This is a genomic window from Dehalobacter sp., assembly GCA_023667845.1.
Lineage (GTDB): Bacteria > Bacillota > Desulfitobacteriia > Desulfitobacteriales > Syntrophobotulaceae > Dehalobacter.
This window is the reverse complement of sequence record JAMPIU010000039.1, coordinates 1-13637: the sequence shown is the minus strand read 5'-3', so window position 1 is coordinate 13637 and position 13637 is coordinate 1. Positions and strand designations below refer to the sequence as shown.

General features: G+C 46.7%; 12 protein-coding genes, 1 riboswitch and 1 other annotated feature. Of the genes, 8 read left to right on the top strand and 4 right to left on the bottom strand.

The genetic code is table 11. From position 1 onward, the window contains the following. Positions 1-13 precede the first annotated feature (13 nt). From NC238_01825 to NC238_01805, 5 genes are all read left to right on the top strand, one after another. Positions 14-2632, top strand: a complete 2619-nt coding sequence (locus NC238_01825) for a CBS domain-containing protein (protein ID MCM1564695.1) — start codon at positions 14-16, stop codon at positions 2630-2632. Positions 2633-2661: 29 nt separating this feature from the next. Continuing rightward, entirely contained in the window at positions 2662-3636 is a 975-nt protein-coding gene (gene trpS, locus NC238_01820; GenBank protein MCM1564694.1) for a tryptophan--tRNA ligase, read from the top strand. Then, positions 3636-4412: a segregation/condensation protein A gene (locus NC238_01815; GenBank protein ID MCM1564693.1), complete on the top strand. Its 777-nt coding sequence runs from the start codon at positions 3636-3638 to the stop codon at positions 4410-4412. The genes trpS and NC238_01815 overlap by 1 nt, the downstream gene beginning before the upstream one ends. Then, positions 4409-4984 (top strand): SMC-Scp complex subunit ScpB, encoded by a 576-nt coding sequence (gene scpB / locus NC238_01810; GenBank protein ID MCM1564692.1) that lies wholly within the window; start codon positions 4409-4411, stop codon positions 4982-4984. The genes NC238_01815 and scpB overlap by 4 nt, the downstream gene beginning before the upstream one ends. A gap of 286 nt (positions 4985-5270) precedes the next feature. Beyond that, positions 5271-5441: riboswitch (Lysine riboswitch) on the top strand. Positions 5442-5546: 105 nt separating this feature from the next. After that, positions 5547-6800: a diaminopimelate decarboxylase gene (locus NC238_01805; protein ID MCM1564691.1), complete on the top strand. Its 1254-nt coding sequence runs from the start codon at positions 5547-5549 to the stop codon at positions 6798-6800. Here NC238_01805 and NC238_01800 read toward each other — a convergent pair. The 3 genes from NC238_01800 to NC238_01790 are packed head-to-tail and all read right to left on the bottom strand — an operon-like array spanning position 6793 to position 8757. Continuing rightward, a complete protein-coding gene (locus tag NC238_01800) occupies positions 6793-7608 on the bottom strand; it encodes a YihY/virulence factor BrkB family protein (protein MCM1564690.1) in 816 nt (271 codons plus the stop codon). The genes NC238_01805 and NC238_01800 overlap by 8 nt on opposite strands. A 45-nt stretch (positions 7609-7653) precedes the next feature. Further along, a complete protein-coding gene (locus tag NC238_01795) occupies positions 7654-8034 on the bottom strand; it encodes a DUF4363 family protein (protein ID MCM1564689.1) in 381 nt (126 codons plus the stop codon). 39 nt (positions 8035-8073) lie between these two features. Beyond that, the gene (locus tag NC238_01790; protein MCM1564688.1) at positions 8074-8757 is read right to left on the bottom strand and encodes a DUF421 domain-containing protein; all 684 of its coding nucleotides are present in this window, start codon (positions 8755-8757) and stop codon (positions 8074-8076) included. Positions 8758-8983: 226 nt separating this feature from the next. Here NC238_01790 and NC238_01785 point away from each other — a divergent pair, with 226 nt between their 5' ends. Continuing rightward, positions 8984-10090: a ParM/StbA family protein gene (locus NC238_01785; protein MCM1564687.1), complete on the top strand. Its 1107-nt coding sequence runs from the start codon at positions 8984-8986 to the stop codon at positions 10088-10090. Then, complete coding sequence (locus NC238_01780; GenBank protein ID MCM1564686.1) at positions 10090-10599, top strand: hypothetical protein; 510 nt, start codon at positions 10090-10092, stop codon at positions 10597-10599. Before NC238_01785 ends, NC238_01780 begins: the two co-directional genes overlap by 1 nt. Before the next feature lie 339 nt (positions 10600-10938). Here NC238_01780 and asnB read toward each other — a convergent pair whose 3' ends face one another. Next, positions 10939-12780, bottom strand: a complete 1842-nt coding sequence (gene asnB / locus NC238_01775) for an asparagine synthase (glutamine-hydrolyzing) (protein MCM1564685.1) — start codon at positions 12778-12780, stop codon at positions 10939-10941. Positions 12781-12935: 155 nt separating this feature from the next. After that, positions 12936-13182, top strand: a binding site (T-box leader). A 170-nt stretch (positions 13183-13352) separates the two neighbouring features. On the opposite strand from asnB, the gene NC238_01770 reads away from it, so the two are divergent. After that, positions 13353-13637 (top strand): anthranilate synthase component I (locus tag NC238_01770; protein MCM1564684.1); only part of this gene is annotated, 285 nt, incomplete at its 3' end.

Genomic DNA, 13637 nt, shown 5'->3' with positions numbered 1-13637 from the left:
CGGCGAAAAGGGTATGGATGGAGAATCAGCGATGATCATTATCCTGTCACATCAATTTCTCGATTTTGATGCGCTTGCAGCGATGGCCGCAGCGCAAAAGCTATGTCCGGAAGCCGTATTGGTGATCGACGGCAAATACGGTTCTTATGTACAGGAGTTTTTATCGCTGGCCAAAGAACAGTTGCCCTACTACCGCTTCAAAGATATTGACGTGGACAAGGTAGAAAAGATCATTCTCGTGGATACACAGGAAATCGAACGGTCCATCGGCAATAAAAATCTTATGGACCGGCTTCGGACCATCCCGATTGAGATCATTGACCATCATCCTGTCCTTGAACCGGATGGCCGGGACCGGACGGTTGAAATGGTTGGGGCCTGTACGACGATTCTGGTGGAACAGATTCAGCAAAGAGGCATTAATCTGACCAGTTTTGATGCGACGTTAATGGCTCTGGGGATTTATGATGACACCGGGAGCCTGCTTTTTGCCAACACAACACCGAGGGATCTGCTGGCAGCCGCCTATCTTGTGGAAGAAGGGGCTGAGCTTGCCGTCATGGCGGAGTATCTGCAGAGACCGCTTACCTCGGAGCAAAAGGACTTATTCCAGCAGTTACTGGATAACGGCATGATCGAAAAATATAACGAAATGCCGGTTTTTATCTCCTATGCCGAAAGCAAGGAATATTTTTCAGGGCTGGCTTTGCTTGCTCACCGGATCGGTGAATTTGAGAATGCGGAGATCTTTTTCCTCGTCGTGAAGATGGAAGACAGGGTCTATCTTGTCGGAAGAGCAAGAGGAGGCAGCAGCCTGCCGCTCAATGAAATTGTTCAGGCTTTTGGCGGCGGAGGTCATGAAAAAGCCGCTTCAGCCGTAATCAAAAATGGCAATATCGACAGTATCCTCAGGCTGTTACGAGAAGAAATCAAGCTGAGGGCAGAGAAACCAACGACGATACGCGATATTATGAGTTATCCTGTTAAAACGGTTTTCCCGGATACCTCGATCGAAGAGGTAGGCAAGCTGCTTCTAAAGTACGGGCATACCGGCCTGCCTGTTGTCCAGGCGGAAAAGCTTGTCGGGATCATCTCGCGCAGGGACGTGGACAAGGCCCTGAAACACGGGTTGCAGCACGCTCCGGTTAAAGGGTTTATGACCCGGGACGTGATTACGGTCCAGCCGGATTTAAGCTGGGAAGAAGTCCAGAAGCTGATGGTTTTACATGATATCGGCAGAATCCCGGTGGTGGAAAACGAGATCCTTACCGGTATTGTGTCGAGATCTGATGTGATGCGGCTCATTTATGGCAGCGTCGTACCGACCTTAAATGAGCTTGCCAGAGACAGAAGCATAGCCAGACGGGAAGAAATCCTGCGGCATATTGCAGAGCTTCCCCAGTACATTCAGGATGATCTGGCGGCAATTCGGGAAGCCGCTTCGGAAATGGGGAACCAGGTCTATCTGGTTGGCGGTTTTGTCAGAGATTTACTGATGAATATGCCGAACCATGATCTGGATATTGTTGTCGAAGGCAACGGGATTGAACTGGGCAGGATTCTGAGTAAAAAACTGGCTTGCGACAAATTGGTCTTGCATGCGTCCTTTGGTACAGCCAGTCTGATTTTCAGCAACGGCACACATTTGGATATTGCTTCAACCCGCCGGGAGGATTATGATTTTCCCGGAGCTTTGCCGGTTGTGGAGGAGTCAACCCTCAGAGAGGATTTGCTCCGGAGAGATTTCACCATCAATGCCATGGCTTTATGTTTGAACGAAGACAGTTTTGGCGATATCATTGATTATTATGGCGGTTTTCGTGACCTGCAGCAAAAGGAAATTCGTTTCTTGCATAACCTCAGCTTTATTGACGATCCTACCCGGATGCTCAGAGCCATAAAGTTTGCAGTTCGGTATGCGTTCAAGCTTGCCAAGGTGACGGCAGATGCGATACCAATCGCCTTAAAAGAGGACGTTTTTGCCAAAATCAGCGCGGACCGCTTTACGGAAGAACTGATCCTGATCTATAAGGAAGCCAAATTTCAGTACATGGGCCGCGAATTAATACGGACCGGTGTTTTCAAAGCCTGGTTTAAAGCGGATTATGCCTGGAACTTTGAGGAGGCGGAGTCCGTCGGTGAGCAAAGGTCATTGACCGAACGATGGCTCATCAGCCTGAAAAATCTGGACAGTACAGAGATTTCCGCTGTTTTGGACAGACTGGCCTTACATAAATCGCTCAAAAAGATTACGCTGGAATATCTGCGGCTGAAGCAAGCCTTAAAACTGGAAGATCTTACCGATCTGAAAAACGTTGATGAATTACTTGCAGGAGTTCCGTTATTGTTGTTTAATATTCTTGGCAGTGATGATGCCTATACGGATTCTCTGAAAAAATACCGTTTGCTGCGCGATGGAATCCAGATGAAAACAACCGGAAAAGATCTGCGGCAATTAGGCGTCAGGGAAGGACCGGAAATCGGCCGCATCCTGAAACAGATTCGGCTGGCCTGGCTCGAAGGAAAAATTCGGACTCCGGATGAAGAAAAAAGGTATCTCGAAATCCTGCTCGAAAAAAATGACAGAGCTGATTGCGTAGATAATAAACCATTCGATCATAGATTTTTATGAATTGTAAAATCCTGAAGGGAGAAATGACTTTGAGAAACAGAATTTTTAGCGGTATGCGGCCGACAGGTTCGCTGCATATAGGACATTTAAGCGTTCTGCAGAGCTGGGCTGCGCTCCAGGATGAATATGAATGCTATTTTGGCATTGTCGACTGGCATGCGCTGACCACTGGTTATGAAGATAAGCTTGACCTTAAGGCTTTCATCAGAGAAATGGCCCTGGACTGGCTGAGTGTCGGAATCGATCCCGAAAAGAGCGCGGTGTTCATTCAGTCCCAGGTCAAGGAACATGCGGAACTTCACCTTTTGTTCTCCATGTTCACGCCGATTTCGTGGCTGGAAAGAGTGCCGACGTATAAGGATCAGCTCCAGCAGCTCGGGAATGAAGGCAAAGACCTGCATACGTATGGTTTTCTCGGTTATCCTTTACTGCAGGCGGCGGATATTCTTGTCTACAAGGCCAAAGCCGTCCCGGTAGGAGAAGACCAGATTCCGCATATCGAACTTTGCCGGGAAGTCGGACGCCGCTTTAATTACCTGTATGGGAACGTTTTTCCCGAACCGCAGGCCCTTATCGGCAAAGTGCCGCTGCTGCCGGGTGTTGACGGCCGAAAAATGAGCAAAAGCTATAACAACGCGATCTCGCTTACAGCCTCAACGGAAGAAATCAATATCAGGGTCAGACAGATGATCACGGATCCCGAGCGCCTCCGCAAGGATGACCCGGGACATCCGGAAGTCTGTGTGGTTTCCAAGTTTCATCATATTTATACGCCGGATGTGAACCGGGTTGAAGAAGAATGCTGCGCCGGCAAGATCGGCTGCGTCGCCTGTAAGAAGTATCTGGCCGAAAACATCGATAAAGTGCTTGCCCCCTATCGGGAAAGAAGGCTATTCTGGGATGAAGACGGCAAGGTTGAAAAAGTACTGCAGGAGGGCGCCGAGAAAGCCGGAATCACCGCTGCAGCAACCATGGCGGAAGTCCGGTCAGCGCTGGGAATCTGATGGATGATGCGCTAAAACATAAACCTTATGTTGAAATTCCCAATTTTCAAGGCCCTCTGGATTTACTCCTTCATCTGATCCAGGAGCACAAAGTTGATATTTATGATATTCCTATCGCGCTTATTGCCGATCAATTCATCGCTACTGTCCGCAAATTAGAAGCGCTGGATATGGAAGTGACTTCGGAATTTTTGGTACTGGCGGCCCATTTGTTGTATCTGAAATCACGGCAGCTGCTGCCAAAACCGCAAAAGACCGAAGAGGAGCTGTTACTGGAAGAAGAGATGAAACAAGACCTTGTGGAAAGGCTTGTCACCTACAGGGCTTTTAAAAGTATTGCCGCGTTTTTGAGCTCGAGGGACGAAACGCTGGGCAGCAGATATTTTCGGGAAATCGATCTGGAAGAGATCCTTTCCAGGATCCCGCCGCCGAACCCTTTGCAGGGCATTGTCATGGAGGATTTGTTCAAGGCATTTCAAGCTGTTCTGGAGCGGGTTGAAAAAGGTGAGGATATCCAGTATGTGCAGATCGAGGAAATCCCTGTGGAGATGATGACGAGCGACATCATGCGCAGAATGATCCTGCATCCCAGAGGGTTGAAGTTCAGTCAGCTTCTAAGATACGGGTCGAGAGTAGAAATTGTGGTAGCCTTTATTGCCTTGCTTGAGCTGCTCAAAGAAGGAAAAGTCAGGGCGGAGCAAAGCAAAGAGGCCAATGAAATATTTTTGGTTCCAACCGAAAAAGCTTGGGACTTTCGAAATGAGGAATTGGGATGATGCTGTTTCAGGATACGGAGATTGCTGCCCTGGAAGCTTTACTTTTTGTGGCTAAGGAACCGCTGAGCATGACGAAGATTGCAGAGATACTGGAGATACCAGTCGATCATGTGCCTGAATTTCTGCAGGTTCTAAAGGACAGATATGAAGATCCCGCGAGTGGTCTGGTGATTATCGAGCTGGAACAGGGTTTCCGGCTTGGAACAAAGCCTGAACTTGCCGGTTATATCGAAGTTTTATACAAACAGCCTTCTCAGGTGCTGTCGAATGCAGCGCTGGAAGTCCTGTCGATTATTGCTTACAAGCAGCCGATTACCCGCGGCGAAATTGATTTCATCCGCGGCGTCCAATCCGACCGGGCGCTGGCCACGCTGGTTGAAAGAGGACTGGTCAAAGACTTGGGACGGAAGGATGGTCCGGGACGCCCGATCCTTTACGGGACAACTGAAGATTTTCTTATCCACTTTGGCCTGAAATCTATTCAGGATCTTCCGCCGCTGGAGCATACGGCAGAAGAAGAGGAAGAGGAAGCTTCAACGTATTTTGAGGAAGAACGATCAGAAAATGTCTAATCAGTTTGAAAATATTCCAAAGCTAATGTTTGGGATATTTTTTAATCCCTTGAATTCTGAGGATTTAGATCACAAACCAAATTGTCGGCTACTATTCCAATTGCACTTGATGAAGTTGTCAGCAATAATAAAATCTGCAGAGGAGACTTGCTTATTTTCGTAGCCTTTGGTGGAGGACTTACTTCAGGTGCTATATTGGTTGAGTGGTAAAACAATCTCAATTGTTCTGATCGGAAAAGTTGTCTTTTTTTGTCGTATATGCTAAAATAATTGAACGAATTGAATATTTAGGGATAGAGGCGCAGTGCTTAAGAGTAATGATTCCGAGATGCCAGTCGATGACGAATAAAGAAAGGAAACACTGCCGAAGCCGGATGATGGCCAAGAGTCCGGCTGGGTTTATACTGAAAGAGTATAAAACTGTCATTCTGAAACGGAATGAAGCGCTATTCGGAACCTTTCAAATTCCGGTGTTTGATATGCCGGTAAAATAGGATTTTTCAGGTTTACGGGTAGTGTCCGTAAACCTTTTTAGTGTATGAGAAATGAGGAGGATGCGACCATGTCGAATAAATCACTGCCTTTTTCCAGTCAGGAAATTGAAAGAATTGCCCAGGAGTATGGAACGCCTTTTCATATTTATGATGAAAAAGCAATCCGGGAGAACGTACGCAGGCTTCAGGCTGCCTTTGCCTGGAATCCAGGCTTTAAAGAATATTTTGCGGTAAAGGCGACGCCTAATCCGTATATCTTAAAAATTTTAGCCGAAGAGGGCACCGGCGCGGACTGCAGTTCTCTTCCAGAACTTATTTTGGCCGAGAAGGCCGGGTTGAAAGGGGAAAACATTGTATTCTCCTCCAATGATACGCCGGCAGCCGAATTCTGCAAGGCCAGGGACCTTGGAGCGATCATCAATCTGGACGATATCACCCATATCGATTTTCTGGACAGAGAAGCCGGAATACCTGAAATGATCTCTTTCCGCTATAACCCCGGTCCGCTGCGCGAGGGCAATACGATTATCGGAAAACCTGAAGATGCCAAATACGGACTGACAAGAGAGCAGCTTTTTGAAGCGTATGCCAAAGTCAGAAGTCTCGGTGCCAAAAGATTCGGTATTCATACCATGGTGATTTCCAATGAACTTGATCCGGAGTTTTTTGTCGAGACGGCCCGGATGATGTTCGAACTGGCGGTGGAGCTGAAAGAAAAGCTCGGTATCCGGATTGAAATCATTAACCTTGGCGGTGGGATCGGAATTCCGTACCGGCTGGGTCAAGATCCTGTAAATCTGGAATATGTCGGGAAACGGATCAAACAGGTTTACGAACAACTGCTTGTTCCGGCCGGACTGGACCCGTTGAAGGTAGCCATGGAGTGCGGGCGGATGATTACAGGACCTTACGGTTATGTGGTTGCCAGAACGCTTCATAAAAAAGAAATCTATAAGAACTATATCGGACTTGATGCCAGCATGGCTGATCTGATGCGTCCGGGGATTTACGGCGCTTATCATCATATCACGGTTGTCGGGAAAGAACAGTTGATACCGGACCATCAGTATGATGTGACCGGAGGGCTTTGTGAGAACAACGATAAATTTGCGGTAGACAGGATTTTGCCCAAAATAGATATCGGGGATCTTGTGGTGATTCACGATACGGGCGCACATGGACATGCCATGGGATTCAATTATAACGGCAAGCTCAGATCCAAAGAACTTCTTCTGAAACCTGACGGCCGGGTTGAGATGATCAGAAGAGCCGAAACCATTGACGATTATTTTGCAACGCTGGATTTTTCCGGGCTTAATTAGTCCTATCAATGAATACAGCATTCAACGCGCTGCCGAGCAGCAGTATAACACAGCTCCAGTACAGCCACAACAAAAGAAGGATGATGCCCGCAATGCTTCCGTAGGCCAGGGTATAGCTGTTGAAATGATTCACGTAATAGGCAAAAACCATCGAAATAATGATCCATCCGCCTGCGGAAAATAACGAACCGGCAAAGTAACTGCGGATCGGATATTTGTTGTGGGTTGCGATGATATTCAGCAGGATGAAGATCATAATCAGAAAAATAAACTGGATAAGCAGGCGAAGGTTCTGCCAAATGAGTGGAAAGATGTTGTCCGGCCCTAAAAGATAGACAAAAATATTGGCCAGTTTTTGGCCGAAGATTAATACCAGGAATGAACCGACGACAGCCAGCGCAACGATAACAAAAAAAAGCAAAGCCGAAAGTTTCAAACGAAAAAACGACCAGGTTTCCTGAAGACCGTAGGCTTTGCCGGCTCCTCTCATCAAGGCGTTGATACCATTCAAAGATGCCCACAGAGCCCCAAGCATGCTTACGATAAGCAAAGCAGGGCTGCTGCGGACGCCGAAGACCTCATTGACAATGGTTTCAACCATTTGGACGGTTTCTGCAGGCAGCAGGAACTTAAAACTGCTGAAAAACTCAGCATTGCTGATGTTCAGAAAACCGACCAGGGTCAGAAGAAAAATAACAAACGGGAAAAAGGACAGGATGATGTAGTAGGCAACCTGTCCGCTAAGCGCAAATAATTCATTGATGGAGATGATCCGGACATACTTCCGGAAAAAGCTACGCCAGTTCATATTGTCAGCCCCGCAGTTTTGAACAAGCCTGATCCTGCTTAACTTTTACAAAATGTTATTTAACTTCAGCGTTTCTGATTTTGGGACCTCCTGCAACAGGAAAGTCAGGGTATTCAATTCAGCCATGGAATGGCTTTTTTCTTTGTACTTAACGTATTGGGAAAGGCGTTTGTAGGAGATTTCTATATTGTTCAGGATACTGTGATTGAGAAAAATGGACCACCAATCGTGCAGTTTGGTCCAATGGTCATAAGTTTGCTGTATCTTTAAGGAGGCTTCGTCCCATTTCTCAGAGGCGATCAGAAGCTCGACCTGATTCAGATTATCCAGCACAGCGCCGGAAGTAGAATCGATCCTGTCGGCAACCCATAAGGTCGATCCGATTAGAATCACGAAACCCAGGATAATGGTGAGCGTCGAACGCATGCTGTCTCCTCCTTTTCAAAAGAGAATATTTGTTTGGGATTATTTGTTTGGGTCTGCTTTTTGCTGAATATAGAGCTTGCGCTGGGAGTCGATGCTCGCAAAAAACACCTTCTTAATATCGGGAACATTTGCTTTGGTCAGTTCCTTATTCAGCCATTGAATATTGACACCGGATTTCTCCAGATTCTTTTGCTGGAGCTTACCGTCCATGATCAAGGCTAAAGGCAGACCTTCAGCTGTTATCTGCAGCTTCAAATCCTGCGTATTCACCGGACGTTTGCCTATTTTGGGGATAACACTAAGCTGACCGTTGGTTTCTAAAATCGCATATTCAACATCGGCGATGTTCGGCAGATTTTTCGACCGGAGCTGTTCAAGCAGATCACTGAGGTTGTAGCGGAGTTTTCTGAGTTCTCCTTCAAGGATTTGCCCCTTATTGATCAGAATGGTCGGTGTACCGCAGATAATACCGCGGGCTTTTTCACTCTTTAAAGCGATCTCCGAAATGGCCAGACCGAGCAGAAGCAGGATCAGGACCGGAAATAAGCCCGCCACCAGCGGAATACCAGAATCCTGACTCGGGATAACGGCAAGTTCGGAAATCATCAGAATAATAACAAGCTCAAAAGGCTGGAGCTGACCAATTTGTCTTTTGCCCATGACTCTTAAGACGAGGACAATAATCAAATAGAGGATAATCGTTCGAACAATACCGATCAGCAATGGCTTGCGCTCCTTTCGGTCCATATCTCTATTAATTTTTTCCTTGTCCAGGCAATTTATTCTCGATTTTCTGAAAGTTATGATGAAAATGCCATGTGATTACCAAAAAAATCAAGAAAATGGAGCGTTTAAAATCTTCCCAAGAACTTTGTTTTGATATACAATGAATAGAATGATAGAATTATTTTGGAAATTCATATTTTTTGTAGAATAGGGAGGAAAGCACGTGTTCGAAAACGACATACTGGTTGCTGGTGCAGATCCTGGTTTTGGCGCCATAAAGCTCGATATTGGCGATACGAAGATATTATTTCCTGCAGTCATCTGTAATGGTAATGAGAGAATTTTCTCAACCTTGGGCAGAACTGAGCTTGAAAAAGGATCGGATCTCGATAAACAAATCGCTTCTCTTGATGTCATTGTCAGAAATAATTCCAGCGGCGTAGAACGGCATTATTTTATGGGAAGCCTGGCCGAGAGTCTGAATCCCAAAGAAGCTCATTATTGCTGGGATGAAGATAAATCTACGGATGAAGAAGCGATGTCTTTGCTGATCGTGGGCTTAGCTTTGGCCCAGCCTTATCCTAAGACGAACATCTATCTCGGAACCGGGGTTCCTGTCAAATTCTACGCCTCTCTGAAAGACAAATACGAGGCGGAATTAAAGGGTTCTTTTTCTGTGACTTTTCTGTCCGGCACATTCAAGGGACAAACGCGCAGTATGAACATTCTCCGTTCGAGAGTGCTGCCTCAAAGTTACGGCGTATTCATCAAGGAGACACTGACTGAAGACGGCAAACCGACCAATCCGAAGCTTTTCGGCGGTTATGTTGTTGTCATAGATCCCGGTTTCAGAACGACGGATATTGCCACATTTTACGATGGCATTATGCTTGATCCACCGAATTCATTCAGCATCGAGAAGGGGCTGCAATGGGCGTATGCCGGCGTAGCCGAAAAACTCAAAGAAATGACCATGGACCATACCAACCCGATCGAGACGGATGACAAGGAACTTGATAAAATTTTCAGAGTGAATAAAGGATTATATCCGTGGAATAACGGAGCAATTGACCTTAATCCTGTCATGAAGAAGATGCTGGCCCAGCTGGCCGCCGATATTTCCAGAGAAATTATGAAGACGCTGAAACCGATGGCCGGCAGGATTCATACAATCCTTGTCGCCGGTAAAGTCGGGGAAATGATCTTCGAATATCTGAATCTGGAAAATAAGGTTCTGATTGACGATCCTCAGTTTGGGAATGCAGCAGGTTTCCGGATTATGGCCGCAAACCTGGTCAATAATCTTACCAGGAAAGTAAATGTTGAATAATGAAAACAACAGGTCATCTTGTACTTTACATTTCTGAAAATGAAGATTTTGAGCTCTGGAGGGTTCTTTCGCAGATCCCTCCGGAGGAACGGTCTGCTTTTGTTAAAAATGCCCTGAAAACTGCGATTGTCCAAAACAATGAGTCCAGAAATCCTCAGGACGGTTGGGCAAGGCAAAATAACGTTCTGCGGCTTGATAAGAGCGCCGGTCAAAGCCCGGTGATGAATGAGGTGGCCATGGAGGAGCTAGGCTACAGCACGATTGCTGCTGCGGATGAAACAGTCATGCGGCCGTTAATGAACGGTATTCCTCAGAGCAGGGGAAATCCCAGACCCGAGGTGGATTTCGACCTCGTACGCGTGGAAGAATTGCTGCAGACCGGTGAGGCAAGGACCAAGACCTCACTGCCTGGTCTTGACTTCCTGCTTACGAATGTCATTGGTGAAGAGGATGATGAAAAAGTGATTGAATTTGTCCGAAAAAGTCAAACTGCCTCCGGAGAGGAATAAAGCAAATGCTCTCCGCGGGGCAGTTTCTCTTTTGATGATATTATTTGCAGCTCAGATAACGATATGCATGTTTTCGTAACGTAATCCAACCGCTCTTCGGCAGATAGCGCCCTCCTGGCGCTAACAGCCGCGCTCCACATCCTTGTTCCGCTTGGGCGCGATTGGATTACGTTACGTTAGTATTTTAAGAGATGCAGGATAGTGTGATAAGCTTTCTTCTTAAGCCGTCATGTTGGGAATTCAGGATCCGAATCTTGGCGAATTCTGAATAGAAAAAGCGCTACTTTTAGGCATTATTGGCCTCTTCGATGTAACCGCCTGTATAATTTCCTCTAAAGATCAGATGATCCTGATCTTATATTTTTTGAACCAGAAATCCATCTGCAGCAGAAAGGCAAAAAGTCTGGGTGTGTCCATCAGCTGACCGAACCATGGTCGATTGGCATCGGATGACGGATTGGCCATTAACTCCAGAAGCTGTTTTTTATTCACCAAATCATACAGCGGTGAGGCAGAGTCTTCCAGAACGGTACGAAGTCTACTCGTGACCATTTCCAGGAATTGCGGATGGTGGGTTTTGGGGTAAGGGCTTTTGCGCCGCCATAGAACATCTTCAGGAAGGATGCCTTCCAGGGCGGTTCGCAAAAGGCCTTTTTCACGATTTTGCCAGTACTTCATTTCCCAAGGAATATTCCAGACATATTCTACAATCCGGTGATCACAGAAAGGCACGCGGACTTCCAGACCGGAAGCCATCGTCATTCTGTCTTTGCGGTCAAGCAAGGTGGGCATGAACCTGGTCAAAGTCAGGTAACTGATTCGTTTATCGTTATCTGCTTTGGCGTTTGCGGTCCCCGAAACGGGAACTTCTGAAACGGCTTCCCGGTAGCGCTCTCTTACATAATCTAAAGGTGCGATGATCTGGAGAATTTCCGGAGATAGGATCTGGAGGCGGGTTTGAAGGTCCGTTGACCACGGAAAGGTATCTGCATTTTTAAGATCATCCCGGTGAAACCACGGATATCCGCCAAAAACTTCATCTGCGCATTCCCCGGAAAGTCCGACCGTCACCGACTCTTTGATTTTCCGGCTGAACAGCAGCAGGGAAGAATCAACATCGGCCATACCAGGCAGGTCTCTGGCTGCGGCAGCGTCGGTCAATGCTTCCACCAGTTCTGCAGTATCCAGAAACTGATTATGATGGTCGGTGTTGAAGCAATTGGCCATTTTACGCACCCATGGAGCATCCGGATCAGGCTGATAGTCATTTGCTTGAAAATATTTGTCGTTGGCAATGTAGTCAATAGAGAACGTGGGGAGGATTTTCCCTTCAGCCTGGTACTTCTTGGCAGCGATAGCCGTTATGATACTGGAATCCAGACCTCCGGACAATAAAGTCCCGAGCGGAACATCGGAGACAAGCTGACGGGAAATGGCATCGATGACCAGCTCGCGAACATGATCAACCGTTGTTCGGATATCGTCTGTATGAGGTTTGTTCTCAAGCTGCCAGTACGGCCACTGTCTTATCCCCTCATACTTAACAAGCATGGCGTATCCGGGTTTTAGTTCACAAATGTTTTTAATAACACCAAAACCCGGAGTCCTGGCCGGGGCAATCATAAAAAGTTCGGCGAGGCCTTCACGGTCAATGACCGCAGGGATATCCGGATGGGCAAGCAGCGCTTTCATTTCTGAAGCAAAAATGAACGACGGGTATTTGTGATAATAAAACAGCGGTTTAACGCCCATTCTATCCCGGGCCAGAAAGAGAGATTTTTCCCGGCAGTCCCAGATCCCAAACGCGAAAATGCCATTGAGCTTCTGAACGCAATCCACGCCCCATTCCAGATAAGCCAGAAGCAGGACTTCCGTATCAGAATGCCCTTGGAAGGAATATCCTTTCACTGAGAGAGCCTGGCGGATTTCTTCGGTGTTATACAATTCTCCGTTATAAGTAATCGTATAGGCCCAGCCGCCGCGCCAGCGGGTCATGGGTTGCTTTCCTCCTTCAATATCTACAACCGCCAGCCTGCTGTGGCCCAAAGCAATTTCGGGATAAAGCCATTTTCCCCGAGCATCAGGACCGCGGGGAGTAAGGGTTTCAACCATTTTGTCAATGACAGGGCCGGATTCGGACAGATCCTGCGTCCAATCCAGCCAGCCTGTAATTCCGCACAAAGCTATTCACTCCTTAAGTAATGAAATAATGATAGCTGGTATCATCTAATACTATGTATATGACCGGCATAACCGGATGTTTCAAAATAATTTTCGTGAATTCACTTGCTAAATAAAAAGCATTTGTATATAATGATTTACAATAACTGCATAGCTTTAAAGCGAAGATTGAGAATAGTAACCATGAACGGAAAATTACAGAGAGTCGCAGGCTGGTGTGATTGCGGCAGGGAAGTTTATGACGAATGGCCTCATGAGTACGACCCGAAATCATCGATAGTAGGCGTCGTCGGGAATCCTACCCGTTATCATCAGGACGTGTATGTTTGTACATGATTGAGCGGGTATAGTAATATACCAATTTGGGTGGTACCGCAGGAGATATAGCCTCTTGTCCCTTTCTAGGGATAAGGGGCTTTTTATATTCACGGAAGACTTGATGCCGAACGGAGACCACGCATTAGCGAGGTACCATGTTAACCGGGTATCCAAAGGATAGATTTGGCGCATCGCTTTTACCAGGGATGGCAAAGAGCGGTATTCTATAGCAAACTTGGGGGAGGCTAAGCAATATGAATACTTCAATCAAATCGTATTACACCAGCGGAGGGCTTTTGATTCATTCCGTAACGGAAGAAGTTGATAAGTCCTATCGTGAAAAAATCATTACGGAGCTGAATGATGTTCGGGGTGCCTACTTTTGCAGCAGCTTTGAATATCCGGGCAGGTACACCCGCTGGGACATCGGATTTATTAATCCTCCGATCGAGATTCGGACATTTGGCCGGAATATTGAAATAACGGCGTTGGATCAAAAAGGGCTGATCCTGCTGGAATTTATTGATAACGTTCTGCTG

Bases quoted from the DNA above. Each gene is read 5' to 3' on its own strand.
- NC238_01800 (MCM1564690.1), bottom strand. From the start codon at position 7,608: ATGAACTGGCGTAGCTTTTTCCGGAAGTATGTCCGGATCATCTCCATC.
- NC238_01795 (MCM1564689.1), bottom strand. From the start codon at position 8,034: ATGCGTTCGACGCTCACCATTATCCTGGGTTTCGTGATTCTAATCGGA.
- NC238_01825 (MCM1564695.1), top strand. From the start codon at position 14: ATGGATGGAGAATCAGCGATGATCATTATCCTGTCACATCAATTTCTC.
- NC238_01805 (MCM1564691.1), top strand. From the start codon at position 5,547: ATGTCGAATAAATCACTGCCTTTTTCCAGTCAGGAAATTGAAAGAATT.
- NC238_01815 (MCM1564693.1), top strand. From the start codon at position 3,636: ATGGATGATGCGCTAAAACATAAACCTTATGTTGAAATTCCCAATTTT.
- scpB (MCM1564692.1), top strand. From the start codon at position 4,409: ATGATGCTGTTTCAGGATACGGAGATTGCTGCCCTGGAAGCTTTACTT.
- NC238_01780 (MCM1564686.1), top strand. From the start codon at position 10,090: ATGAAAACAACAGGTCATCTTGTACTTTACATTTCTGAAAATGAAGAT.